The following is a 23,903-nucleotide window of genomic DNA, read 5'->3' as shown; positions in this document are numbered from 1 at the left end:
CGATTGATTTGGATTGGAATTTTATGTCCGATTGGCCACCAAAACCACAAAATGAACCTATAACCCCTAAACAGAACGGACCGGAATGGCAAATCCTTGAGAAAGCTGTACTGGCTTCTGTAGAAGAACAACGCCGTAGTCGTCGCTGGGGTATATTCTTTAAAACACTTACTTTTATTTATCTATTGTTCATTATCGTCTTAATGGGCAAAGGCTGTTCGACCACTAAAGATGGCTCTACAGCAAGTAGTAGCAGTGCTCACCTTGCAGTAGTTGATATTATTGGAACTATTGATGCTTCAAGCAATCAGGCTGTGAATAGTGAAGATACAAACAAAGCGCTTAAACGTGCTTTTGAGGCATCGAATAGTAAAGCAATTGCCCTTAATATTAATTCTCCTGGCGGTTCACCTGTTCAGTCAGATGAAATCTGGCAGGAAATTCGCTATTTGAAAAAAGAGCATCCTGACAAGAAAGTCTATGCGGTAATTGGCGATATGGGTGCTTCGGGTGCTTATTATATTGCTTCTGCTGCCGATGAAATTATTGTGAATCCATCAAGTTTGGTAGGTTCAATTGGTGTCATTATGCCAAACTATGGCATTACTGGTTTAGCTCAAAAACTAGGAATTGAAGATCGAACTCTTACAGCGGGGACGAATAAAGACATTTTAAGTATGACAAAACCGATTAATCCTGTACAAAGACAACATATCCAATCTGTACTCGATAATGTTCATACTCACTTTATTAACGCAGTTAAAGAAGGACGTGGGAAACGCTTAAAAACTAATGATCCTGCTATTTTCTCTGGTCTTTTCTGGACTGGCGAGCAAGCAATTCAGTTAGGCGTAGCTGACCGTTCAGGTAACATTACAAGCTTGATGCGTGAACTGAAGCTTGATAATAAAGTTGACTACACGATTGAACGTAACCCATTACAATCCATTCTAGGGCGAATGGGATCAGAAATGGGGAAAGGTTTAAGTGAGTCGGTTGCTGAACGCTTACAAACAAGTCAGGACGCAAAACTACAATAATTTAAGCAGGATAACGGTATGTCAGTAAAACCGGTTATACACTTTGCGCATGCCAACGGCGTGCCATCTATGGTGTATCAAAAATTGTTTGATCAATTAAAAGATGAGTATGACGTAATTTATGTTCCACTCATTGGACCTGACAAACGTTATCCGATTACCAATCATTGGCCTTTTTTGGTTGATCAGGTAATTGATAGTATTGTACGTCAAGCGAAGGGGCGAAAAGTGATTGGACTGGGCCATTCACTCGGTTCAGTTTTAACTTTAATGTCTTCTTTTAGACGGCCTGAGTTGTTCTCACAAGTGATCATGTTAGATCCGCCTCTTATTTTAGGTAGATATTCTTTTGCTTTTCATATGGCAAAATTATTTAAACCCAAAATAGTTGATGATATGACACCAGCAGGTTTATCTGCGCGTCGTCGCGAGCATTGGGAATCACGTGAGCAAGCAGCTGCATTGTTACGCCCAAAAGGTTTTTATAAAGACTTTGATGAAGATTGCTTTCAAGCATACATTGACTATGCTTTAAAAGAAGACTCGGTACGTGGTGGTGTAACGTTAACTATTTCCCGTGAAGATGAAGTTGCGATTTTCCGTAAAAACCCTTCTTGGTGGTGGTTACCTATGCCAAAACCGAAAATGCCAGTACATTTAGTTGTAGGAAAAGAGAGTGCCTTCTTAAAAAGAGGTTTTCCTCAAATGGCAAAACGTAAAATGGGGATTCCATTTAGTGTAGTTGAAGGAGGGCATATGTTCCCTCTAGAGCATCCGATTGATACAGTGAATTATATTAAGGAACTTATTCACCGTAATTCACGCTAATAAAGCTTTCGCAAAAAAAGGACATGCATGCATGTCCTTTTTTAATTGACGTTAAGCAAACTTTTACCAAGATGCAAAACGGATAGGGTGTTCAAGAATTTGATTGCGGAAATAGGCTTGTCCATTTTTCCATGTGAGCTGGCCATTACATAACCACTCTGCAACTTGAGGATAAATAAAATGCTCAAGTTTATGTACACGTTCGGCCAAGGATGCAACATTGTCATGTTCTTTTACTTCAATGGCAGATTGAGCAATTGCTTGACCAGCATCAAGTTCAGAAGTCACAAAGTGAACGGTACAGCCATGTAATCGATCCCCCGTATTTAATACACGTTGATGTGTATTAACGCCTTTATAGGCAGGTAATAATGAAGGATGGATATTAAGCATTTTACCTTGCCATTTGTTGACAAAGTCAGCAGTTAAAATACGCATAAAGCCAGCTAAAATAACCACGTCAGCTTGCCATGCGACAAGTTGCTGATGCATAGCTTCATCAAAATCTTCACGACTAGGAAAGTCTTTGTGAGAGATTACGGCTGTCGCGATATTGGCATTTTGAGCACGCTCTAGGGCATAAGCATCGGCTTTATTAGACAGTACACCTACAATTTGCCCTGATAGATTTGCATCTATCAAGGCTTGTAAGTTGCTGCCGTTCCCAGAGACTAGAACAGCAATTTTCATCATTCAAAGATCACACGAATTTTTTCGTCTGCACCTTCCACTGATTCAGCATTTTCTTGGATATGTCCGATTTTCCAAGCTTTTTCACCTTGAGCATTAAGCACTTCAATTGCTTTTTCTGCATCATTTGCATCAACAGCAATGACCATACCTACACCACAGTTAAAGGTACGGTACATTTCAAAACGTTCTACATTGCCTTCGCGTTGTAAAAGTTTGAATAATTCTGGCCATTCCCAAGAAGCTTCATTAATTACAGCTTGAGCACCATTTGGTAATACACGTGGTAAGTTACCTGGTAAGCCGCCACCAGTGATGTGTGCCATCGCGTGTACATCAACTTGTTTGCAAAGCTCTAGAACTGGTTTTACATAAATACGTGTTGGCTCCATTGCTACATCTGCAAGAGGGCGACCATCAATTACTTGAGTTAAGTCTACATTCTTAACATCTAAGATTTTACGTAGTAATGAATAACCATTTGAGTGAGCACCGCTTGATGCAACACCAATAAGTACATCACCAGATTTTACTTTAGAGCCATCAATAATTTTGCTTTGCTCAACTACACCTACGGCAAAACCAGCAAGATCGTAATCTTCGCCTTCATACATGCCAGGCATTTCAGCTGTTTCACCACCTACAAGTGCGCAACCTGCAAGTTCACAACCTTTACCGATACCAGTAACTACGTTTGCAGCTACATCGACATTTAAGTGACCAGTCGCATAATAGTCGAGGAAGAATAGTGGTTCTGCACCACAAACCAAAAGATCGTTTACACACATAGCGACAAGATCTTGGCCGATTGTGTCATGACGATTAAGGTTAAGTGCTAAACGTAATTTAGTACCTACACCGTCAGTTCCAGAAACCAAAACAGGTTCTTCGTAACCTTTAGGAATTTTGCATAGTGCACCAAAGCCACCAAGTCCGCCCATTACTTCTGGACGAGTTGTACGTTTAGCGACTGACTTGATACGATCGACCAGTGCGTCGCCCGCTTCAATGTCAACACCCGCATCTTTGTAGCTTAAACCGGTATTTGGGGTAGAAGTTGAGTTGCTCATAAATGAAGTCTCCGCATTGGCGGCAGATTATAACCTGAATATACGAAACTCTTATGTTATTTATGCTCGAAAATGCTATCTTTAATAAAAATATTTTTCCATTTATAACGATTAAATCAAAAAAGGCTAGATTTTATGCAAGATCGTATACTGCGCCGTATTTTCTTACTCGCAGGTATTGTATTGCTGGTATGGGTATTATACTTGCTCAAGCCTGTGGTCATCCCATTTATTGGTGCTTTTTTCCTGGCTTATTTATTTAGTCCACTAGTCGAAGTTCTAGTAAAAATTAAGATACCTCGCTGGTTGGCAATTAGTATTGTTTTTATTGGTATAGGTGTAACTTTAACCGTTGCATTATGGTACCTGGTTCCACTGATCTGGAAACAACTTGTTTACGCTCGAGACAGTATTCCAGCAGGGATTCATTGGATTAATGCAGAGCTATTACCATGGATTTCTTCGACCTTCCATGTCCAGCAAATGGAAATTGATACCGATCAAATGTCCAAAGCTGTGATGGATTATGTTCAGACCAATTACAGTGCTGATAGTATTCAAGCAGTTTTATTAAAGCTTGCACAATCAGGACTTAATTTTATTCAAATTGGTGGAACAGTTGTTTTAATCCCAATTATTGCTTTTTACTTCTTATTAGACTGGGACCGTATGTTACAAAACTTACGTCGTCTCATTCCACGGCCATATGAGGCTACGACCTTACAAATCGTCCGTGAATGCCATAGCGTGTTAGGAGCATTTGTTAAAGGTCAGTTCCTTGTTATGCTTTTGCTCGGTGTAGTTTATGCAGTAGGCTTACAATTAATTGGATTAGAGGTAGGCCTAATTATTGGTATGGTGGCAGGTCTTGCCAGTATTATTCCTTATCTAGGATTTGCAGTCGGGATTATTGCAGCGGTTATTGCAAGTTTGTTCCAATTTGGAATGGACTGGACACACTTATTACTTGTTGGCGTAGTCTTTATGATTGGGCAGGCAGTAGAGGGCTATATTCTGCAGCCATTCCTACTCGGTGATAAAATTGGTCTTTCACCTGTTGCAGTTGTATTTGCTGTTTTAGCTGGGGCTCAATTGGCTGGCTTTTTAGGAATGTTAATTGCATTACCTGTGGCGGCTGTCATTGTGGTGCTCTTAAAACACCTCAGAGAAAATTACGAACGGAGTTCATTCTATGCTCCATCTTCTACATTATTAATCCAAGAGGGTAATATTGAGCAACTTCATGTAGAAACTGAAAATACTAAACTTGATCTTGAAGTTAAAAAACAGCAAGATACAGATACCCCGAATCTTTCAGATCAGAAATAATTTCAAGGCCAATTCATTATATGCGTCAACTCCAACTGGATATAGAACCTCAACTTGATGCCCGAATCAGTGATTTTTCGGGACCAGGTTGGGGGCATGTAGTGGATGCAGTGCGACAACTACATGCGGGTCTAGTAAATAGATTTTATATCTATGGTGGCGCAGGAACAGGCAAGAGCCATTTGCTTTCAGCGATTTGTGATTCTTATTTAGAGGTCGGTAAATCTGCAATTAAAGTTTCTTTGCTTGAACTTCTCGATGCTCCAATTGAGGCAATTACTTGCTTAGAGCACTATGATCTGGTGGCTTTAGATGATATTGAGTCAATTAGTGGGGTGCCTCACTGGCAAAAAGCTGTTTTTCATTTAATGAATAACCATGAAGGACAACTTGTTTTCTCTTCACGTGTTGCACCGATTGAATTAAAACTAGAGTTACCAGATTTACAATCGCGACTTACACAAGCAGTGAGTGTAAAAGTGCCGAGCGGAAGTTTATATGCTGACCGCTATGCTTTAGTCACTTCTGTAATGGCTAGACGTGGGATCCATTTTGATCAGCAGATTGTAGACTATTTACTTTTACATGGGCCTCATCAAGCTTCTATTCTATTGCAAACCGTAGCACAATTAGAAAAACTCCTTAAAGGTGAGAAGACTAAACTTTCAAATGCAACGTTAAGACAAATCTATGCTTTAATTGATGAATATCAACAATAATAATTTTCTAGCTTCTGGACTTTTAATTTATTAGCCTAAGTAAACTTTCCTTACTATAAAAATCATGAGCTATTTATTCTTTTAACCTTGAAAAATACTTTTAAATTTTTATAAGTAAAATTTTCATATATCAATAGATCTTTAATTGTACAAATATTTAGAAAGTTCCCTATCGAAAATGACGCTATAGACCGATCAAAACATCTTGAGAAATTCTGATTCCTGTGACAAAGTACGCACAAAGGATGCGTTTGCACAAGTGGAAACTTTGCAATATTGACAAAGAAAAATGAAAAAAATAGGTAAGGAGAAGGGTATGCTCAAACGGAGCATTGCTTTTGCATTATTGGCTGCTGCTGGGCACGCTTATTCTGCTGATATTGAAGTCACAAGTTTAGTGGATGAAGATAAAGATGATACTGTTTGTACTTTACGAGAAGCAGTACAGTTTTTGAATTATCGTGGTTCATCTAATGCAGCTGACGTTGAAAAATATGTGAATGGTTATCATGGCTGCGGAAATAAGGATGCTTCATCAAATATTATTTTACAGCGCGATAAAGAATATACGTTAAATAGCAGAATAACGATTACGGCACCCCTTACAATTAGTACAGCAAAAAACGATTCTACTTTATTAGATGATCAACCAGGTTCTCATAACGCGACAATAAAAATGGTCGGTAAAGATCAGCTATTTAAAATTGATGATGGGAACGTTGAAAAAGCGTCTTTTTCAGTTTCTTTAAGCGATCTTAATTTACAAGGAGCTGGGTCTAACAATACCGTATTAGAAGGAGGATTAATTTATAACCATGAACAATTAACCATTCGAAATTCACGTTTGATAAATGGTTATGCAACCCGAGGAGGTGCAATTTATAATGCAGGTAATTTATCCAACACAACAAATACAGCAGGTACAGTTAGTCTTGTCAATAATTTAATCCAAAATAATAAAGCGGCTCAAGGTGGAATTTTATATAGTGAAATGCCACTTTATTTTATTACTCAATCAGTTTTACGTGATAATGAAGTCACAACAGCAGATAATGCTTTATTTTATACACAGACTAAGTTTTCCGATGAAAGTACTGGAGGGTATTTAACTTCACGGGCTATCGGTATAAGTAATAGTACAATTTTTCATAATAAAGGCGGTTTTATTGCAAATGTTCGGGATGGGATGTTTGTTAATAACATTACTATGATTAAAAATGATAAAGGACTATTTCTTGATGCGCCTCAAGGTAATGCTTCGGTTTCAAATAGTATATTAGTAGGAAATACTATTAACTGTCAGGTAAGTACGACTGATAAAGCAATTATACAAAGTAATTTGGTTACAGCAGAGTGTAATCGTAATGCTACATCGAAGCTCCCTAATATTCTTTATCCTGCTAATGAAAAATTAATTGCCGGTGATAGCGATGAAGGTGCATGTGATATTACCTCTCAAACCGGGTTGTTGTGTCCTTACAATACGCCAAAAGATAGTTTTCTAGGTTTCTTTAGGCCACGCTTACTTGAAAGTTATCAATCTTTATCTGACTCTTTGATTATTAATAAAGGCCGTCTTTATAGTGATGGTTCTTCAATTGGTTTAGCAAGTTGTGAAAGATATGATCAACGCGGTAAAAATCGTAGTGGATATGATGAACTTTGTGATTTAGGTGCGATTGAATATATTTTGGATAGCCAAATTGCTCCTGTTGGCCAAGATATTAAATATGGTCAAGTTGCAAAATTTAGTATTCTGAGTTCTCTAAGTGAAGCAGATCTGGTCACTCCTACAACCTGTAAGCGTTTATTCGGTGAACGTCCTGATGGTAAAGAATGGCAACCTGGATGCCTTAAAGTTACACAAAGTACTGATACACCAACTTCTAAAGGTGTTATTACTTTAGATCAGAATGGAAATGTAGTTTATACGCCAAATGGAAATTGGCATGGTGCGGACATTTTTAGGATTCAAGTTGTTACGAGTGTATCTCGTTTTAATGATGGCATAGAGTTTCAATATGTCACTATCCCTGCAACTGTAGTCCAAGAACCTGTATCTGGTATTGAAGATAAATCTGTGAGTACGGGTGGAGGAGGAAGCGTCGGTAGTGGATTAATTTTAGGATTATTTGGATTAATTGCATTACGCCGTTTCAAGTCATAAACAGGGATGAGGACTATGAAAAACTATCAAAAAGTACTAGGAGTACTTACTGTTATCGCAGCAATGCCTTTAATGGCTCAAACTACTATAAAAGTTACAACATTTAATGATGAAGATAATGAGAACATGAATACATGTTCTTTACGTGAAGCTATTACAGCTGCAGAAATGAGAAAATCTTATGGAGGGTGTGAGGTTCCAGCAATTGATCAAAATTATACAATTCAACTTGATGCTGGTACCTATACCTTAAATAAAGAGTTAACACCTAAAATTGCTTTAAATATTATTGGAAAAGAGGCGACAGATTGGGAGCGTAAAGGAGTTTTAACTAATGACTATCCTGCTCAAAAACCTCTTCAAACTCGTATAAATGCTGGTGGAAAATCACGAATTTTTAATACAGCTGTTTACCAACAATCGTTAACTTTAACCAATATCATTTTGGAAAATGGTAAAAGTGCTGAGCAAGGTGGAGCAATTTACGCTGGTGCTGATGTAACTTTAAAAAATAGCCAGATCTTAAACTCTCAAGCCTCTAAAGGCGGGGCAATTTATCTTGGCGGAAGTACTGCTAGTTTAACAATGAATCATTCATTAGTTCAAGGTAATGGTAAGGCTTCGACTGAAGGTAGTATTTTGGCAATGAGTTGCATGTTTAATAATTCATACAGTGGACGTATCTTTTCATTTGATTCAAATAGTTTTATTGATAATGGTGGAATAAACTCTATAAGTATTTTTGATTTTTGCGGTAGTCCTACGGCGAAATTTACTAATAATACAATTGCTAAAAATTTAGCGAGTCTTACTAATGGTAATATTATTAAATTTACTGGAGATGCTGATCCATTAAAAAATCAAACTAGTAAGTTAAGCTCATCTAGTAGTTTAACATTGCAAAATAATACAATCGTTGAGAACTCTGCATACACCACATTTTTATACGATAAATTAGGTACAAAAGAATTAAATTTTAATATATTAGCGTTTAATACAGGTTCTTATGCATGTAAATATTTATTAGGAGCAGCGGCGGCTGAAAAAGATACTGGACTAAATTTGAAATTTAATGCATTAAACTTAAATGGTAATACTCCTAAATGTGATATACCGACAGAAGTAATTTCTACAGGCAATACGAATATTGATATAAAAAATGAAGTTTTTAGTAATTTATTAGAACCTTTAAAAGAAGCTAATGAAAATAATGGTTTTTTACCAATTTACTATCCTAAAAATAATTTTTCAGCGACAGATTTAATTGATGTTGATTTGGAAAATAAGGGTACATGCCAAACTCAGGACCAACGTGGATTATCGAGATTAGTAAGTAATACGTACTATTATCAAACTCTAGAAAAGAGTAAAAATAGTTGTGATATTGGTTCAGTTGAATTAATGAAGCTTACAGCAGGTGACCTAGAAGGTTTAAGTAATATTTCATTTACAACATTATTAGAAACCTATCAAAAAAGTTACGACTTATATGATAGTTTGCTCAAAGATCCAACAACTCCATCAAATTTTATTGTTTATTATAAAGTCCGTTTAGCTGAATTTAAGGATTTACTTGATAAATTTAAGAATGACAGCGCGCATATAAATACAAAATATCGAGCTATTTATATTGATTTAAAAAACTATGGTTTTCCACTACCAACTGAAGATTCAAATCATGTATTAAAGTTTTTTAATACGACGGATTATAGTGTTAAAGCAGAGCCATTAGGTGTGGGGCAGAAAGTAGAAGATTTAACTTCAGATACTGAGACTAAGAAAAATCAAAGATGCGAATGGAATCCTACGGTACAGCAAATTCTTTTTTATCGTGTTGATGATGATATTACTTCGAGTACGACATATGAGTTTTGTAAATATACAATTACCACTAAAACAGGTGTAGAGCTTAGTAGTGGCCTAATTAAGGCGAAATTTGGAAATATAACTCCTGTTTCAGGGGATGGCACGATAACATTCAAATATTTAGCTAATGAAATTATCCCATTAAATTTACTTAAATATGCAAATGATGATGGTGATGGTCCTGTTGGTACGCTTGTTACTAAACCGAATAAACCTCCATTTTGGGTAAATGACAAAGGTGTAGAGTTACCAATTTATTTACCAAGTAAAAACTCAAAAGATGGAATTTTTACAGTAGTAAAAGCAGATCGCGAAGGTCCATGCCCTGGTAAAGATAGTAAAAATACATGTTATGGTGGCAATATCTATATTCAAGCGAAAAATGTATTTAATACCTTTAATGATACACTAACATATTATGTATATGATGCAGATGGAACTATCTCAGCTAAGGCCGGAACAATTAACTTAGTAAGTACAGCAACTACAACTGATGATTCACGTGGTGGTGGGGGTGGAAGTATTGGAATTCTTTCTATCGCATCACTACTAAGTTTAATTGCTTATAGACGTTATCGTAAGTGATGATAAAAATAAAAAAGCCTCCACTAGGAGGCTTTTTTATTTGTTAGTAACTTTTTAATTTCAAAAAAAGATAAATATTAAATACGGTTTTTAGTGCTCTAAATATTTATTTATATATTCTTCACGTATAGCAGTTCTTTCATCAGCACTTGCTTTGAGCATCCGTTGACGTAAATCATTGCGTTCTTGTGTACTCATTTTTTGCCAAGCTTCACGCATTTTTTGCTTTTCTGCATCTGGAAGCTGGTTAAACCAATCCATACGTTGTTGCAAGTTAGCACTTTGGTTGGATGGTAATTCCTTTAAGGTTTGATAACGTTTAATTACAGCTCGTTGCTCTTCTTCAGATAGAGCATTCCAAGTATCATCTACTTGCGTATTGGCATCTTTCGAAAAAATCCAGAAACGTTCGAAACCTGCAAAACTTGTTTGCAAGAAACTTAATGAACAAAGGATAAGTGCTAACTTTTTAGCTACCATGTTGAACTTTATCCTCACCCAACACCATGAGCATTTCTAAATCTTCTACCATTTGTGGCGATAATTTAGGATTTACAACGACTTGATTTTGTGGCTTATCAAGCATATCTATTGAGTTTGGTAAAATAACAAAACCAGTAATCGCTGCTGCAAGTGCAAAACCAGTCATTTTCCAGACACTATAATAAGAGGCCGGTTTTTGTTGGATATGGTCAAGCACATGATTCATCACCACTGTTTTATTTTTATGGTGATGGGCCAAACTATCGAGTTTGGATGTCACCTTTTTAGTGAAATCATCATGATTCATTGGAACCTCCCATGGGATTTAAATGCGCTAAATACTCTCTAAGTCCCTGAATTGCTCGATGATAATGGGTTTTTACACTACCTTCGGTACAGTTCATAATTTGCGCTGTAGTATGGGTATCAAAACCTTCCCACGCACGTAACATAAAAGCTTGTTGTTGACGAACAGGTAGTTTTGCAATCGCTTCCTGGATCTCTTCTATGGTCACTGCTTGATCTAGAAAATCTGCTGGATTGATTGCTTTTTCATCGACAATATCAATGATTTCTTCATCATCATTGTCTAGACTAACTTTCTTGAAGAATGAAAATGGGTTTGCCCGACGTGCTTCTTTGCGGCGCCAATCCTGAAGTTTATTATTTAGAATAGTATAAAATAGGGGATACCATTCTTCAGTACTTCGATCGGCGTAAGACTTGTGTAAAGCAATAAATGCTTCTTGAACCAAGTCCATAGCAATGCCTTGTTGTCCTTGGGTAGCACTTTCCATCATCACTAAAGCACGACCAGTAACATCTTGCATGAAAACCTTTAGGCGTTGCTCAGCCGTGCTGGCATGAGCACTAGATGCTTCCGATCGAGACTTTTTCGGTGCTAAATCCATGGAGATGGAAAATCCTGTCATTGGACGTACCCACCTTATCTTCAATATATCTCTTATATAACGTTGAAAAGAGGTGGGAGGTTGACAACAATCGGCTATTTTTTAGTAGTGTAAATGATTTTTTTCACAAATATGAGCGATGTAAAATAAATTAACGTTTTATTGGCGTTGGCGAACCATTTCAAAAAAACAAATTGATCCTGCAATGGCTACATTTAATGACTCTTGACCACCTGGCTGCGGTATAGTCACTGATTGTGCATGTTCTAAAGCATAATCACTTGCACCTTGTCCTTCATTGCCTAAAATCCAAACACATGGTTTTGAAAGGTCTTTTGAATAAAGACTAGTCGAGCGATGAGAGCTTGTAACGAAAACAGGAATATCGAATTTAGGAAGAATATCGGTTAATTGAAAGTTTTCAAAACAAGACAGGCTAAAATGTGCCCCCATACCTGCTCTTAAAACTCGTGGAGACCAAAGTGAGGCAGAGCCTTGTGTGCAAATAATCTGTTTTATATTTGCTGCTGCCGCTGAACGTAACAATGTACCTACGTTACCCGGATCTTGTACATTTTCTAGAATTAACGTATCTACGCTATAGTCAATGGTTGATGCAGTTTTCGGTAAATCGATAATAGCCAAGCAAGGAAGAGTATTACCTAAAGTACTTAAGTCTTTATATAAAACTTCGCTAATAATAAAGACATGACCTTGGTGAAGTTCAATGATTTTCTTTAAATCGGGATGTTCTAAGGCTTGTTCAGTCGTAAACAATGAAAAGAGTTTTTTCTGTTGTTGTAACCAAGCTAGACAAAGGTGGGTACCTTCAAGAACTGTTTGTTGATGCTTTTTTCGGGCGCTATTGAGTTCAATTAAACCACGCAAATGTTTAATTTTTGCATTGTCTTTTGATTCTAAAAAAATAACCGCCATAAGGGAATATCCAAAAGGGCGTCATCATACTATGACGCCCTGTGTAATTTAAATTATTAATGATAGCTTGTTACACGTTCAACTTCATTCTTAGAACCGATAATCACAGGAACACGTTGATGAAGTTCTGTAGGTTCAATCTCTAGAATGCGTACACGGCCAGTAGTTGATGCGCCGCCTGCTTGTTCAATGAGCATACTCATTGGGTTAGCTTCATACATTAAACGTAAACGACCAGCTTTTTTCGGGTCTTTCAAGTCATATGGATAAAGGAAAATACCGCCACGACATAAAATACGGTGAACATCACCCACCATACATGCGACCCAACGCATATTGAAGTCTTTTTCACGTACAGATGTTTTACCTGCAAGTAACTCTTCAATATATTGTTTTACTGGTTGTTCCCAATGGCGTTGGTTAGATGCATTAATAGCAAATTCTTGAGTATCTGCTGATACTTGAACATTCTCTGTAGTAAGTAAGAATGTTTGAGTTTCTGGATCTAACGTAAAGAAAGCTACACCGTTTCCGACTGTTAAAGCCATCATAGTTGATGGGCCATATAACACATAGCCAGCAGCAACTTGTTGAGTACCTGCCTGCATGAAATCTTGTGCTTGTGTAACCGCATTTTTGGCAGGAAGAATCGAGAAGATTGTTCCGACACACATGTTGATATCAATGTTGCTTGAACCATCTAATGGATCAAATAGAACCAAGTATTCGCCGTTTTCTTGTGCTGGTGTAAAATCATCAAGTTCTTCAGATGCAAGACCACCGACGTGAGGATGGACTTTTAAAGCATCGATTAAATAGTCATTAGAAATCACATCAAGTTTTTTCTGTGTTTCACCTTGAACATTTTCGTTACCTGCGCTACCCAAAATTCCAGCCAAGGCACCTTTTTGTAAGGCTTGATCAATGGTTTTACAAGTCGCAGCAATTGTGTCGATGACTTGAGCCAACTCAGGTGTAAGATTCCCTTTTTCTTGTTGTAAAAATTGGGACAATGTGAGGTTGGACATAAAAAAACGCTCCTGTGCGCAAGCATCAAAATGAGTCAGATAAATACGTGGCATATTCTAGATGAGAATGCCGAAAAATAAAAATTATCTTACTTTATTTGTGTTGCATTTATGCTTACAAGCCCCATTTTACGTGGTATGTTGTTTGCATAACAAAGGAATGTAGATTTAGGAGAATCGAAATGACAACTAAGAAGTTTGATGCGACCCCAACAGCAGGTGAACCAATCAATTTAGAAGAAATTTCGAAAGAAAGTGTTCAGGAAGCTTGGAAAGATTATGAGGCAAAACCTGAATATAAAGCTTTTAATAAGCATGATTTGATTGAGTCAATGCAACATTCAGAAGAAGAGCAAAACAAATCTTCTTAAAGTAAGAATGTAAAAATAAACGCCCATATTTGGGCGTTTATTTTTGGGGATGTTTTATTTTAATAGAGGAGGAACCGCTTCATAGTTAATTTCAACGCGGCGGTTTTCTTTCCAAGCTGATTCATCATGGCCAGGATTAACAGGCGCTTCTTTACCATAACTTACAGCTTCAAGTTGCTGAGGATTTACACCACTGGTAATAAGATAATTCTGAACTGCTTTTGCACGGCGCTCACCCAAGGCCATGTTGTATTCGCGTGTACCGCGCTCGTCTGTATGACCAGTTAATGCAACTTTTGAGTTTGCATTTGCCATGAGGAACTGAGCATGAGCCTGAAGTGTTTGGTAATCTTCAGTAGATAAATCACTACTGTCATAATCGAAGTGAACGACACGTTTCGCTAGGGCAGCCTTGTTTGCCTCAGTTACACCTTTTGAAGAAGCACCTGCTAGATTTTGAGCATTTAATGCAGCATCTTCACTTAAGCCTGTCGTATTTACTGTGCTTGGGTTAGTTGTACCTGTAGTTGCCGTTGTTGCTGGCTTACGACTTGCACAACCTGTCATGACAAGTGCCGCACTAAGTAGAGGAAAGGCCAAATATTTAATTGATTTCATCATCATCTCCATCAATGGAATAAAAAGTTATTTAGGTGCCCAGGCTGGTTCACGTACTTCACCTTGTTCACTCGGTAAATTCATACGGAAACGACCATCAGTGGACATGATAGACAGTAAACCACGGTTCCCTTCACGAGTTGCATAAACCACCATTTGCCCATTTGGTGAGAAACTTGGTGATTCATCTAAACTGGTTGGGGTAAGAATATTGACAATGCCTGTATTAATATCTTGGATCGCAACTTTATAGTTACTACCACTTGGTCGATGCACGAGTGCAATTTTTTTACCATCTGCACTTAAAGTGCCACGAGCATTAAATGACCCTTTAAATGTTAAGCGTTTTACTGAGCCATTCCCAAAATCATAGCGATAAATTTGAGGAGAGCCTCCACGGTCAGATGTAAAAATAAAAGCTTTTCCATCTGGTGTGTAACGCGCTTCAGTATCAATTCCCGAGTCATTTGTCATGCGTTTGACTTGGCGAGTTGATAAATCCATTTGATAAATTTCAGGGTTACCATTCATCGATGCTGTAAATAGCATTGATTTGCCATCTGGTGAAAAGCTTGGTGCACCATTTAAGCCTTTAAAACTCGTAAGTACTTCACGTGTTCCAGTAGAGAGATCTTGTAAATAAATGGCTGGACGTTTAGTTTCAAAAGAAACATAAGCAATTTTTTTAGCGTCAGGAGTCCATGCCGGAGACAAAATCGGGTCACGTGAAGAGAGAACAGTTTTCGGTTGTTCACCATCTGTATCGGCGATTTGTAAGGTATAACGTTCAGCAGGAGTGGCAGGATTACGTAATACATAAGCGATACGACCACTAAAATCGCCTGGAATTCCGGTTAAGGCCTGATAAATAGCGTCACTTACCATATGTCCTGCTTGACGTATGCGTGAAGCAGGAACATTTAACAACTCATTCAGAAGATATTGCTGTTTTTGTACATCATAAAGTTGGTAATGGACTTCAAACCCGTCAGCTGTTTGCTTAATTTGTCCAGTAACAACATAAGGAATACCCGCAGCTTGCCAATCAGATGCTTGAATCTGGTTAATAGCGGCATTCGCAGGTAAATTTTTTGATGAACTTGTGAAACGTCCTGAGCGGTTTAAGTCAGTTTCAACAATAGGATAAAGTCCATTGTCGTTATTAAAAGGCACAATAGCGATTTTAGGCGCCTGATCAGGTGCTTTTGCAATCTCTAAATGTAATTGAGCAAAGGCAGCTGTTGGTGCAAGAGGACTTAATGCTGTAAGTAGCGTTAAGGCTAGAAGGTGTTTGCGGCTCGTTTTCATAGGTTTAAAGTCATTGAAGGTATTTTTGTGACTGGTGATTTTGTAGCATAGTTACATGCTTCAAACTATTTAAAGCATGTAACTCTTACAAAATTATTGTGCTCTGAAAGTAGAGGTAACGCTTCGCGCTTCTCGTCTTGCATCAGGATCCGATGGCATTGGGTAGGGAGCAGACGCCTGAATTGCAGCTTTGATACTTGCATCCAATGCATCATCTCCACTTGACCGTGTAATAACAATCGAGCTAACACTACCTGAGTCAGACAGGGTAAATCTAACGCTAACAGTTTTACCACTGCTTCCTGTAGGAACATCCCAAGCACGACGAATTTTCTGCTCAAAATCACGTTTAGCCGAAGATGCAATTTTTTTAGCTTCACCTTTTTTCTGGGCAGCTTCTTCTTGAGCTTTTTTAGCAGATGCAGCTTTTTCTTCGGCCTCAATTTCGGCTTTACGTCTAGCATCTTCTGCTGCTTTTTGTTGTTTGGCTTTTGCATCAGCCTCAGCTTTGCGTTTAGCGTCTTCAGCCGCTTTTTGCTGTTTAGCTTTCGCATCAGCCTCAGCTTTGCGCTTAGCATCTTCAGCTGCTTTTTGCTGCTTGGCTTTTGCATCAGCCTCAGCTTTACGTTTAGCATCTTCAGCTGCTTTTTGCTGTTTAGCTTTCGCATCGGCCTCGGCTTTACGTTTAGCGTTATCAGCTGCTTGTTGCTTAGCCTTAGCATCTGCTTCAGCCTTACGTTTGGCGTCTTCGGCAGCTTTTTGTTGTTTGGCTTTAGCATCTGCTTCGGCTTTTCGTTTAGCTTCTTGTTGTGCTTGAAGTTTAGCGTTTTCAGCCTTTTGAGCTTCACGTTTTAGTCTTGCTTCAGTCTCCGCTTTACGTTTAGCTTCCTCAGTTGCTTTTTGTCTAGCTTTCGCATCCGCCTCAGCTTTTGCATTTTGTTCGGCTTTTCGTTTTTGTTCAGCTTCAGCTCTCGCTTTAGCCTCCGCTTGACGCTTAGCTTCGGCCTGTTGCTTCTGTGCTTCCTCTAAACGTTGTTGCTCTGCAGCTTGCTTTGCTTTAGCAGCTTCTTCAGCTTTACGCTTTTCCTCAGCTAATTTTGCTTGTTGTGCCTGCTCAGCTTTTTGCTTTTGAGCAGCAAGTTGTTGTGCTGTTGGAGGAGGAGGGGCAGCTGGAAGATTTTGAGGAAGAGTTTCATCCACAATCGGGCTTAGAACTTCTTCAGCCTGATTTTCTGCTACGGTTGGTTGCTCAACTTCTTTTGCCAAAGGGGGTGGTAAATCTTCTGGTTTAACTAAAACAGTGGTCAGCTTTTTTGGTTGTTCAGGTGGTTTACTCAAGCCTAAAAAAAGCAAGCCAACAATGGCAATTGCATGAACTCCAAGGGTGAAGCTCAATGCTATTGCATTTTGTTTAAAAGGAGGCTTTTGATTTTTATTCATAGCTTATTTTAAAGGCTCTGTCAGAAGGCCAACTTGAGTTAAACCTGCTTCTTGTAAACTTGCCATCAATGATACGACTTCTCCATAAGGGCGGGTCTTATCACCATTCACTAAAACTGTAAGTTGTTTATTTTCCTGCTCAGCTTGTTTTTGTGCTTCACTTAAAACAGACTCAAGTTTTTCAAGAGAAAGTGGCTCATTATCTTTGTAATCTTCATATTGAAGATAAATATTGCCATCTTTACCAATCGTGACCATGGCTGGCATATCTTTTGATTCAATTGGATGATTATTTGCCTGAGGTAAATCGACTTTAATACCACTGGTAATCATGGGAGCAGTCACCATGAAAATCACTAAAAGTACCAGCATTACATCGATATAAGGCACGACGTTCATGTCACTTTTTAATGGTTTTTTTATGCGCTCAAAGCGCCCTGAACGTTGAATGGCCATTATGCATCTTCCTGTGACGAACCCACAGATTGACGTTGCAATAAAGCAATCATCTCTTCGGCAAATAATGCACGATCAGAGTAGACACTTTCGCTTTTAGCCGTAAAGTGGTTAAAAGCCAATACCGCAGGAATTGCAGCAAATAGACCAATTGCAGTTGCAATAAGGGCCTCGGCAATACCTGGCGCAACTGTCGCTAACGTCACTTGGTCAACAGCAGCCAAACCAATAAAAGCATTCATGATTCCCCAAACAGTACCGAATAAACCGATATATGGGGCAACCGAACCGATACTTGCTAAAGTACCTAAACCATATTCCAGACTACCCTGATCACGACTTAAACCTACACGTAAAATACGTTCTGTTCCTTCGATCATTTGTGAGGTAGGAGCTTGGCGTTTTTTGAGTTTAAAAAACTCACTTAATCCTTGATAAAAGATATCTTCAAGGCCTGAGCGTTTTGAATTGAGTTGTGCGTTGTTGTAAAGCGTATTGAGTTCAGCACCAGACCAGAACATTTTTTGGAAATGTTCATCATCTTGGCGTGCTTTTTTATAACTCATATGTAACTTGGCAATCAGGTACCAACTAAAAATTGATGCTAACAATAAAATCAGCATGACCAACTGGACGACTGGACTTGCTTGTAAAATAAGGTCAGAAATATGCAGGGTTGATTCAATGTTTGTTGCCATAGTTACATATGCCGGTTGTTTTTTTAGTCTTGTTCCAATTCTTTACGAATAAGATCACGTATTTCTTCCGGAAGACGACGTGGCATTAGATCTTTACTTAAACATGCCAACTCAACCTCACCAGAAGCAAGCAAGATTTCACCACGATAAATATTTTGTTGCAACACAAATGACGCAGCTTTACATGAAACTACACGTGCTGTAACAGTAATTAAGTCATCCATTAAAATAGGACGCATATATTTTACGTCAATTTTATATACTACAAAGTTGTAGTCTTTTTGATGCCAGTAATGGTCAACGCCAGCAGCGCGGAGCCATTCTGTACGGGTACGTTCCATATAGCGAATGTGGTTGGCATGGTAAACAATACCACCTGCGTCCGTATCTTCAATATAAACACGAATGTTGAATTCAAAATGATTCGCCATGAGAGTATTCCGTTTTAGTTCACTATAGAGCTTTATATTTAAAATATGACTGTTGAATAAAATATCAGTTCTATCCAAAGCCATACATCTGCTTTTAAATACGGGGCAGTTTAGCAGATTGCATACTAAGTCCTATGGCACAACCTTTCAATCGCGACTGCTGTCTTTCTTCTTTAAAATGGAACACTCTATGGTGAACATATTGTTAAGTTACGACTGTTTCCATGCAGCCTGAACTTGTTTAGCAATATTTGGATAGTCTAAAACGAATCTTATATGCAGCTCGGTTCCTGTCTTTAAGGCCTTATCATCTACTATAAAAGAAGGGTTATGATTCGGTGCAGCTTGGCTTAAGTCCTGATTTTCAGGTGTTGCTCCTAAGAAAACGAAGAAAGAGGGCATTAATTTCCCATAATAGGCAAAATCTTCACTTGCACTTGCATTATGGTCCAAAACATGAAGATTCGAATCTCCAACAGTTTTGGCTAATGTTGGCTGGATAAGTTGAGTAAGAGCTTTATTATTCATGGTTACTGGAGCATAAGGCGCAATTTCAACTTTTGCTGTTACATCATTGGCTTGAGCGTTATTTTCCACCAGAGTTGGTAAGCTCTTTAGGATATTTTCTCGGATCTGTTCGTTATTGGATCGAATAGTACCGATCATATTGACCTGTTCAGGAATCACATTTCCAGCTGTACCGCCTTGAATATTGCCAATACTAATAACGCCCATACCTTGGGTTAGGTCGGTTCTTCGGCTAATAAGACTTTGTAAATTATTAATCATTTGAGCTGATGCATAAATTGGATCTCTGCCTAACCAAGGGGTAGAGCCATGAACCTGTTTGCCGTTAACTTGAATACGTAAGTGATCGGCACTGTTTAAAATAGCACCATCTTTATAATATAGATGTCCGCTTTTCATGCCGGACATGACATGCATGCCAAAAATAGCTTCTGGTTTGTAGTCTTTAAATGCACCATCCGCAATCATTTTTCTTGAGCCGATTTGATCACCATGCGTGAAGTTATCTATATCTGCTCCACCTTCTTCAGCTGGCTGAAATACAAAAACTACAGTGCCTGATATTTTATCTTTATTGGCCGCCAATATCTTTGCTGCACCTAATAACATTGCAGTGTGCGCATCGTGTCCACAAGCATGCATCACATAAGTTTCTTTACCTTGATAAATTGCCTTATGTTTACTAGCAAATGGCACACCACTTTTTTCTTCCATAGGTAGCGCATCCATATCTGCTCTAAGCGCAATAATAGGGCCGGGGTTATTCCCTTTTAAAATGCCGATTACCCCTGTTTTTGCATAACCTGTTTTGACTTGAATGCCATAAGACTTTAATTCTTTTTGAACCAATGCAGATGTTTTAAATTCCATATTGCCTAGTTCAGGGTACTCATGGATGTGTTGTCTTAATTGAATGACCTGATTTTCATTTTGTTGTGTAGCATCTTTTACCCAATCCGCTAGGCTCAATTGACTTATTAGGGCAAGTGGAAAAATTAAAGCGGCTTTTTTGTACATATCCTTATCCTAAAAATATTATTGTTCAGAAGATTTAATATCTAGATTTCTTATAATTCAGTTTTTAAAAATATTAAAAAATCAATAAGGTATAACGAAAGACTTAAAAGGTATAGAGTGGCTAATTTATTGATAAGACAATTTTTATTTGAGTTAAAAAGAATAGTTAAATAAAAAAAAGGAAGAGAAAATTCTCTTCCTTTGATTAGTTTTTAGGCTCAGGTGGCGTCATGCCAAACTGCAAATAAGATTGGTTGGTTGCAATGCGACCTCGTGCAGTACGCATAACATAACCTTGCTGAATTAAATAAGGTTCAATAACATCTTCAAGTGTTCCGCTATCTTCAGCCATAGCAGCTGCAAGGGCTTCAACACCAGCAGGTCCACCATCAAAACGTTCTAACAACATACTTAAATAACGTCGGTCTAAGGTATCTAAACCAGCTTTATCGACATTAAGCATATCAAGCGCACGTTGTGCCATTTCATGGTTAACTTCGCCTGTACCTTTTACTTGTGCATAGTCACGTACACGGCGTAATAAACGATTGGCAATACGCGGTGTTCCGCGTGAACGGCGTGCAACTTCTTCTGCACCCTCAACTGTAATGGGTACATCCATGAGGTTTGCAGATCGTGACACGATGTGAGTTAGGTCTTCTACAGAATAGAATTCAAGACGTTGCACAATACCGAAACGGTCACGTAGAGGCGAGGTGAGTAAGCCGGCACGTGTGGTCGCAGCAACGAGCGTAAAAGGTGGTAAATCGAGTTTAATTGAACGAGCAGCAGGACCTTCACCAATCATGATATCAAGTTGGTAATCTTCCATTGCCGGATAAAGAATTTCTTCAATCACTGGTGAAAGACGGTGAATTTCATCAATAAATAAAACATCGCCTTCTTCAAGGTTAGTCAGCATTGCAGCCAAATCACCCGCACGCTCTAAAACAGGCCCTGAAGTGGATTTGAGATTGCCACCCATTTCACGCGCAATAATATTGGCAAGCGTGGTTTTTCCTAAGCCCGGTGGACCGAAAATCAGTGTGTGATCGAGTGCTTCACCACGACCACGAGCCGCACCGATGAAAATTTCCATTTGCTCGCGTACGACTGGTTGCCCGATATAATCGGCAAGTGAAGTCGGTCGAATAGCCCGATCAAAATGATCTTCAGGTTTTTCTGTTCCACTGATTAGACGGTCTTGCATAGGTGTGTTTACTTCATCATTGATTTAAGTGCAGCACGAATAATATCGGCTGATTCAGTGTAATCGGCTTTAACCGCCGCAACAGCTTTTTGTGCCTCAAGAGGTTTATAACCTAGTGACTGTAAGGCTGCTTCTGCTTCTGCAACAGGTGAGTTCGAAACAAATTGAATCTGAGGCAGGGCCGCAGCGCTAGAAGTTCCTTGTGCCAAAGTTTTAAAACGGTCACGAAGTTCAATCATTAAACGTTCAGCCGTTTTTTTGCCTACACCCGGAACTTTGACCAAAGTATTCACATCGTCATGTTCAATTGTGTGTACCAGCAATTCAACACTTAACGTAGAAAGAATACCTAGTGCCATTTTCGGGCCAACACCATTTACTTTTAGTAAGGTGCGGAAAATAGTTTTCTCTTGAGCATCACTAAAACCATAAAGCTGCTGAGCATCTTCACGGACGACCAAATGCGTCCATAACGTAACTTTCTGGCCTTTTTGTAATTGGCAAAATGTTGAAAGCGGTGTATCAATTTCATAGCCCACACCATTTACATTCAGTAAGACAGTTGGGGCTTCTAGGGCAAACACTTCGCCAATTAAACATCCGATCATAGCGTAATTTCACTTATTCATAACTGTAAATCTGGTCGTTCTAAATGTATTAAAACGACACTAGCTGTATTTCTTTCTATATTAAGGCAGCTTAAAACAAGCCGATTTTATTACCTTGTAGCTCTTGAGCCAAGCTATAAGCCTGATGATCTGAAAACTTACTGATAATATCGAGTACCTGCATGATATTGCTGTAGTGGTTATTACTAAAGCGAGCACCGTACAAATTAAGAATAGACATCAAGCGCTGTTCTTTAAAGCTTAAAGATTTATGCGGCATCGTTAAGGGAACAAATGCATCAAGAATAGTTTGCAAACTTTGGTGAGCAATAATTTCTAAACCAGACTTTTGTGGGTGTTCAAAGATTTTTTCACGTGCCAGATTTTTGGCTGTTTCAATACCTGCCGCAATATCAGGCGAACAGTACTGTAAAAGACTACCTTTGAGCTGACCAGTAATAATTTCATAATGATGTTTGGCAAAAGCTGTAGTGACTTCATCAACCAGACGCTTCATAACACGACCACGCAATGCCGAAATTTTTTGTTGCCATGTACTGCTTGGAAGTGATAGCTCTTCAGGTTGGCCATAATCTGCAATCAAGTTGAGAAAAATTGGTTCAACCTCTTGGTAATTCAGCATATTTAGAATAATGCCATCTTCTAAATCGATGAGGGCATAGCAAATATCATCGGCAGCTTCTAACAAATAGGTAAGTGGATGACGGCAGTAGTGATATTCACCTAATTGAATAAGTCCGAGCTGCTCAGCAATTTGTTTTAAAATTTCTTTTTCAGATTGATAACAACCAAATTTCGCTCGTTGGTGTGATGGACGATCACCTTGAGACGCGATTGTTTTTGAAAGCCAAGGATATTTTAAATAAGCGCCTAAGGTTGCGTAAGTTAAACGCATGCCTCCATCATCTGGATGATAGTCAATACGGGTTAATAGGCGTAATCCTTGGGCGTTGCCTTCAAACTGACGGACATCGGCTTCTTCTTCGGGAGTTAATTTTTTTAAAAAATCATTATGTGAGGCATCGTCAAACCATTCACGAATTGCATATTCACCTGCATGCCCGAAGGGTGGGTTGCCAATATCATGAGCAAGGCAGGCCGCTTGAATAATTGCGCCGACATCGGCGGGAGAAATCCAGACAGGCAATTCATCTTTAATTTTTTCGGCTGCCAGCATGCCCATGGAACGGCCAATACAGGAAACTTCAAGCGAGTGAGTTAAACGGGTATGAATGCCATCATGCTGTGCTAAAGGATGAACTTGAGTCTTGCGGTTTAACTGACGAAAACTTTGTGAAAATATAATGCGGTCATAATCTTTATGAAATGGGCTTCGAGCCAGCTCTGTACTGCTTTTTTTACTACCTAAACGAACTGCAGACAGCAGTTCTAACCAACGCATTTGTTCCATTTATCATTATTCAAAACTATAAAGCCTGATCATGCCAAAAAAATGCTAAAAGCACTAGCTTGGTGCGACATAGTTTGTCTTAGTTCAGGTTTTATTATGTTATTGAATAAACATGAAACAATTTATTTTGAGCG

Annotated in this window: 24 protein-coding genes; 7 read left to right on the top strand and 17 right to left on the bottom strand. The window is 38.5% G+C overall.

The window, feature by feature from the left end:
• Positions 1 to 23 precede the first annotated feature (23 nt).
• On the top strand, positions 24 to 1,040 hold the full coding sequence (gene sppA / locus EG365_RS03800) for a signal peptide peptidase SppA (protein WP_001286615.1): 1,017 nt from the start codon (positions 24 to 26) through the stop codon (positions 1,038 to 1,040).
• Between the two features lie 18 nt (positions 1,041 to 1,058).
• On the top strand, positions 1,059 to 1,868 hold the full coding sequence (locus EG365_RS03795) for an alpha/beta fold hydrolase (RefSeq protein ID WP_000114076.1): 810 nt from the start codon (positions 1,059 to 1,061) through the stop codon (positions 1,866 to 1,868).
• Between the two features lie 63 nt (positions 1,869 to 1,931).
• Here EG365_RS03795 and purN read toward each other — a convergent pair whose 3' ends face one another.
• Both purN and purM read right to left on the bottom strand, forming a co-directional pair.
• The gene (purN, locus tag EG365_RS03790; protein ID WP_000975536.1) at positions 1,932 to 2,561 is read right to left on the bottom strand and encodes a phosphoribosylglycinamide formyltransferase; all 630 of its coding nucleotides are present in this window, start codon (positions 2,559 to 2,561) and stop codon (positions 1,932 to 1,934) included.
• Positions 2,558 to 3,628 carry a phosphoribosylformylglycinamidine cyclo-ligase gene (purM, locus tag EG365_RS03785; protein WP_000071984.1) on the bottom strand — a complete coding sequence of 357 codons (1,071 nt, stop codon included), beginning with the start codon at positions 3,626 to 3,628 and terminating at the stop codon, positions 2,558 to 2,560. The genes purN and purM overlap by 4 nt, the downstream gene beginning before the upstream one ends.
• 135 nt (positions 3,629 to 3,763) lie before the next feature.
• Here purM and cxpE point away from each other — a divergent pair, with 135 nt between their 5' ends.
• From cxpE to EG365_RS03765, 4 genes are all read left to right on the top strand, one after another.
• On the top strand, positions 3,764 to 4,957 hold the full coding sequence (cxpE, locus tag EG365_RS03780; RefSeq protein WP_001153980.1) for a chloramphenicol efflux transporter CxpE: 1,194 nt from the start codon (positions 3,764 to 3,766) through the stop codon (positions 4,955 to 4,957).
• Positions 4,958 to 4,977: 20 nt separating this feature from the next.
• Positions 4,978 to 5,676: a DnaA regulatory inactivator Hda gene (gene hda / locus EG365_RS03775; RefSeq protein WP_001249535.1), complete on the top strand. Its 699-nt coding sequence runs from the start codon at positions 4,978 to 4,980 to the stop codon at positions 5,674 to 5,676.
• 316 nt (positions 5,677 to 5,992) lie between these two features.
• On the top strand, positions 5,993 to 7,843 hold the full coding sequence (gene rbtA / locus EG365_RS03770) for a rhombotarget A (RefSeq protein WP_000920012.1): 1,851 nt from the start codon (positions 5,993 to 5,995) through the stop codon (positions 7,841 to 7,843).
• A gap of 15 nt (positions 7,844 to 7,858) precedes the next feature.
• The gene (locus tag EG365_RS03765) at positions 7,859 to 10,294 is read left to right on the top strand and encodes a CSLREA domain-containing protein (RefSeq protein WP_000800962.1); all 2,436 of its coding nucleotides are present in this window, start codon (positions 7,859 to 7,861) and stop codon (positions 10,292 to 10,294) included.
• A gap of 90 nt (positions 10,295 to 10,384) precedes the next feature.
• Here EG365_RS03765 and EG365_RS03760 read toward each other — a convergent pair whose 3' ends face one another.
• From EG365_RS03760 to EG365_RS03740, 5 genes are all read right to left on the bottom strand, one after another.
• Positions 10,385 to 10,774: a DUF3106 domain-containing protein gene (locus EG365_RS03760; protein ID WP_000225919.1), complete on the bottom strand. Its 390-nt coding sequence runs from the start codon at positions 10,772 to 10,774 to the stop codon at positions 10,385 to 10,387.
• Positions 10,764 to 11,084, bottom strand: a complete 321-nt coding sequence (locus tag EG365_RS03755; protein WP_001015073.1) for a hypothetical protein — start codon at positions 11,082 to 11,084, stop codon at positions 10,764 to 10,766. Before EG365_RS03755 ends, EG365_RS03760 begins: the two co-directional genes overlap by 11 nt.
• Positions 11,074 to 11,688, bottom strand: a complete 615-nt coding sequence (locus EG365_RS03750; protein ID WP_000362312.1) for an RNA polymerase sigma factor — start codon at positions 11,686 to 11,688, stop codon at positions 11,074 to 11,076. The genes EG365_RS03755 and EG365_RS03750 overlap by 11 nt, the downstream gene beginning before the upstream one ends.
• 159 nt (positions 11,689 to 11,847) lie before the next feature.
• The gene (locus EG365_RS03745; protein ID WP_000268346.1) at positions 11,848 to 12,624 is read right to left on the bottom strand and encodes a TrmH family RNA methyltransferase; all 777 of its coding nucleotides are present in this window, start codon (positions 12,622 to 12,624) and stop codon (positions 11,848 to 11,850) included.
• 56 nt (positions 12,625 to 12,680) lie between these two features.
• Complete coding sequence (locus tag EG365_RS03740) at positions 12,681 to 13,652, bottom strand: class 1 fructose-bisphosphatase (protein ID WP_000067971.1); 972 nt, start codon at positions 13,650 to 13,652, stop codon at positions 12,681 to 12,683.
• Between the two features lie 182 nt (positions 13,653 to 13,834).
• Between EG365_RS03740 and EG365_RS03735 the strand changes: the two genes are divergently transcribed.
• A complete protein-coding gene (locus tag EG365_RS03735; protein WP_000208542.1) occupies positions 13,835 to 14,023 on the top strand; it encodes an NF038105 family protein in 189 nt (62 codons plus the stop codon).
• A 54-nt stretch (positions 14,024 to 14,077) separates the two neighbouring features.
• Here the strand turns inward: EG365_RS03735 and pal are convergent, their stop codons facing one another.
• The 10 genes from pal to EG365_RS03685 form a co-directional block, all read right to left on the bottom strand.
• Entirely contained in the window at positions 14,078 to 14,641 is a 564-nt protein-coding gene (gene pal, locus EG365_RS03730; RefSeq protein ID WP_000836015.1) for a peptidoglycan-associated lipoprotein Pal, read from the bottom strand.
• A gap of 27 nt (positions 14,642 to 14,668) precedes the next feature.
• Positions 14,669 to 15,949: a Tol-Pal system beta propeller repeat protein TolB gene (gene tolB / locus EG365_RS03725; RefSeq protein WP_000858386.1), complete on the bottom strand. Its 1,281-nt coding sequence runs from the start codon at positions 15,947 to 15,949 to the stop codon at positions 14,669 to 14,671.
• A gap of 93 nt (positions 15,950 to 16,042) precedes the next feature.
• Positions 16,043 to 17,389: a cell envelope integrity protein TolA gene (gene tolA, locus EG365_RS03720; protein ID WP_001039143.1), complete on the bottom strand. Its 1,347-nt coding sequence runs from the start codon at positions 17,387 to 17,389 to the stop codon at positions 16,043 to 16,045.
• Positions 17,390 to 17,392: 3 nt separating this feature from the next.
• Positions 17,393 to 17,845, bottom strand: coding sequence for a protein TolR (gene tolR / locus EG365_RS03715; RefSeq protein WP_001007562.1), 453 nt, complete (start codon positions 17,843 to 17,845; stop codon positions 17,393 to 17,395).
• On the bottom strand, positions 17,845 to 18,543 hold the full coding sequence (tolQ, locus tag EG365_RS03710; protein ID WP_000224630.1) for a protein TolQ: 699 nt from the start codon (positions 18,541 to 18,543) through the stop codon (positions 17,845 to 17,847). The genes tolR and tolQ overlap by 1 nt, the downstream gene beginning before the upstream one ends.
• A 23-nt stretch (positions 18,544 to 18,566) precedes the next feature.
• Positions 18,567 to 18,974 (bottom strand): tol-pal system-associated acyl-CoA thioesterase, encoded by a 408-nt coding sequence (gene ybgC / locus EG365_RS03705; RefSeq protein ID WP_001273591.1) that lies wholly within the window; start codon positions 18,972 to 18,974, stop codon positions 18,567 to 18,569.
• Between the two features lie 210 nt (positions 18,975 to 19,184).
• Positions 19,185 to 20,519, bottom strand: coding sequence for a M20 family metallopeptidase (locus EG365_RS03700; RefSeq protein WP_000276834.1), 1,335 nt, complete (start codon positions 20,517 to 20,519; stop codon positions 19,185 to 19,187).
• A 205-nt stretch (positions 20,520 to 20,724) separates the two neighbouring features.
• Positions 20,725 to 21,729 carry a Holliday junction branch migration DNA helicase RuvB gene (gene ruvB, locus EG365_RS03695; RefSeq protein ID WP_001154002.1) on the bottom strand — a complete coding sequence of 335 codons (1,005 nt, stop codon included), beginning with the start codon at positions 21,727 to 21,729 and terminating at the stop codon, positions 20,725 to 20,727.
• 8 nt (positions 21,730 to 21,737) lie between these two features.
• Positions 21,738 to 22,337 (bottom strand): Holliday junction branch migration protein RuvA, encoded by a 600-nt coding sequence (gene ruvA, locus EG365_RS03690; RefSeq protein WP_000578663.1) that lies wholly within the window; start codon positions 22,335 to 22,337, stop codon positions 21,738 to 21,740.
• A gap of 91 nt (positions 22,338 to 22,428) precedes the next feature.
• Positions 22,429 to 23,769 carry a deoxyguanosinetriphosphate triphosphohydrolase gene (locus EG365_RS03685; RefSeq protein ID WP_000437078.1) on the bottom strand — a complete coding sequence of 447 codons (1,341 nt, stop codon included), beginning with the start codon at positions 23,767 to 23,769 and terminating at the stop codon, positions 22,429 to 22,431.
• Positions 23,770 to 23,903 lie beyond the last annotated feature (134 nt).

Source organism: Acinetobacter sp. FDAARGOS_494 (genome assembly GCF_003812225.1).
GTDB classification, from domain to species: Bacteria; Pseudomonadota; Gammaproteobacteria; order Pseudomonadales; family Moraxellaceae; genus Acinetobacter; species Acinetobacter baumannii.
This window is presented reverse-complemented; position numbering and strand designations above follow the sequence as displayed.

Bases quoted from the DNA above. Each gene is read 5' to 3' on its own strand.
- sppA (WP_001286615.1), top strand. From the start codon at position 24: ATGTCCGATTGGCCACCAAAACCACAAAATGAACCTATAACCCCTAAA.
- EG365_RS03795 (WP_000114076.1), top strand. From the start codon at position 1,059: ATGTCAGTAAAACCGGTTATACACTTTGCGCATGCCAACGGCGTGCCA.
- purN (WP_000975536.1), bottom strand. From the start codon at position 2,561: ATGATGAAAATTGCTGTTCTAGTCTCTGGGAACGGCAGCAACTTACAA.
- purM (WP_000071984.1), bottom strand. From the start codon at position 3,628: ATGAGCAACTCAACTTCTACCCCAAATACCGGTTTAAGCTACAAAGAT.
- cxpE (WP_001153980.1), top strand. From the start codon at position 3,764: ATGCAAGATCGTATACTGCGCCGTATTTTCTTACTCGCAGGTATTGTA.
- hda (WP_001249535.1), top strand. From the start codon at position 4,978: ATGCGTCAACTCCAACTGGATATAGAACCTCAACTTGATGCCCGAATC.
- rbtA (WP_000920012.1), top strand. From the start codon at position 5,993: ATGCTCAAACGGAGCATTGCTTTTGCATTATTGGCTGCTGCTGGGCAC.
- EG365_RS03765 (WP_000800962.1), top strand. From the start codon at position 7,859: ATGAAAAACTATCAAAAAGTACTAGGAGTACTTACTGTTATCGCAGCA.
- EG365_RS03760 (WP_000225919.1), bottom strand. From the start codon at position 10,774: ATGGTAGCTAAAAAGTTAGCACTTATCCTTTGTTCATTAAGTTTCTTG.
- EG365_RS03755 (WP_001015073.1), bottom strand. From the start codon at position 11,084: ATGAATCATGATGATTTCACTAAAAAGGTGACATCCAAACTCGATAGT.
- EG365_RS03750 (WP_000362312.1), bottom strand. From the start codon at position 11,688: ATGGATTTAGCACCGAAAAAGTCTCGATCGGAAGCATCTAGTGCTCAT.
- EG365_RS03745 (WP_000268346.1), bottom strand. From the start codon at position 12,624: ATGGCGGTTATTTTTTTAGAATCAAAAGACAATGCAAAAATTAAACAT.
- EG365_RS03740 (WP_000067971.1), bottom strand. From the start codon at position 13,652: ATGTCCAACCTCACATTGTCCCAATTTTTACAACAAGAAAAAGGGAAT.
- EG365_RS03735 (WP_000208542.1), top strand. From the start codon at position 13,835: ATGACAACTAAGAAGTTTGATGCGACCCCAACAGCAGGTGAACCAATC.
- pal (WP_000836015.1), bottom strand. From the start codon at position 14,641: ATGAAATCAATTAAATATTTGGCCTTTCCTCTACTTAGTGCGGCACTT.
- tolB (WP_000858386.1), bottom strand. From the start codon at position 15,949: ATGAAAACGAGCCGCAAACACCTTCTAGCCTTAACGCTACTTACAGCA.
- tolA (WP_001039143.1), bottom strand. From the start codon at position 17,389: ATGAATAAAAATCAAAAGCCTCCTTTTAAACAAAATGCAATAGCATTG.
- tolR (WP_001007562.1), bottom strand. From the start codon at position 17,845: ATGGCCATTCAACGTTCAGGGCGCTTTGAGCGCATAAAAAAACCATTA.
- tolQ (WP_000224630.1), bottom strand. From the start codon at position 18,543: ATGGCAACAAACATTGAATCAACCCTGCATATTTCTGACCTTATTTTA.
- ybgC (WP_001273591.1), bottom strand. From the start codon at position 18,974: ATGGCGAATCATTTTGAATTCAACATTCGTGTTTATATTGAAGATACG.
- EG365_RS03700 (WP_000276834.1), bottom strand. From the start codon at position 20,519: ATGTACAAAAAAGCCGCTTTAATTTTTCCACTTGCCCTAATAAGTCAA.
- ruvB (WP_001154002.1), bottom strand. From the start codon at position 21,729: ATGCAAGACCGTCTAATCAGTGGAACAGAAAAACCTGAAGATCATTTT.
- ruvA (WP_000578663.1), bottom strand. From the start codon at position 22,337: ATGATCGGATGTTTAATTGGCGAAGTGTTTGCCCTAGAAGCCCCAACT.
- EG365_RS03685 (WP_000437078.1), bottom strand. From the start codon at position 23,769: ATGGAACAAATGCGTTGGTTAGAACTGCTGTCTGCAGTTCGTTTAGGT.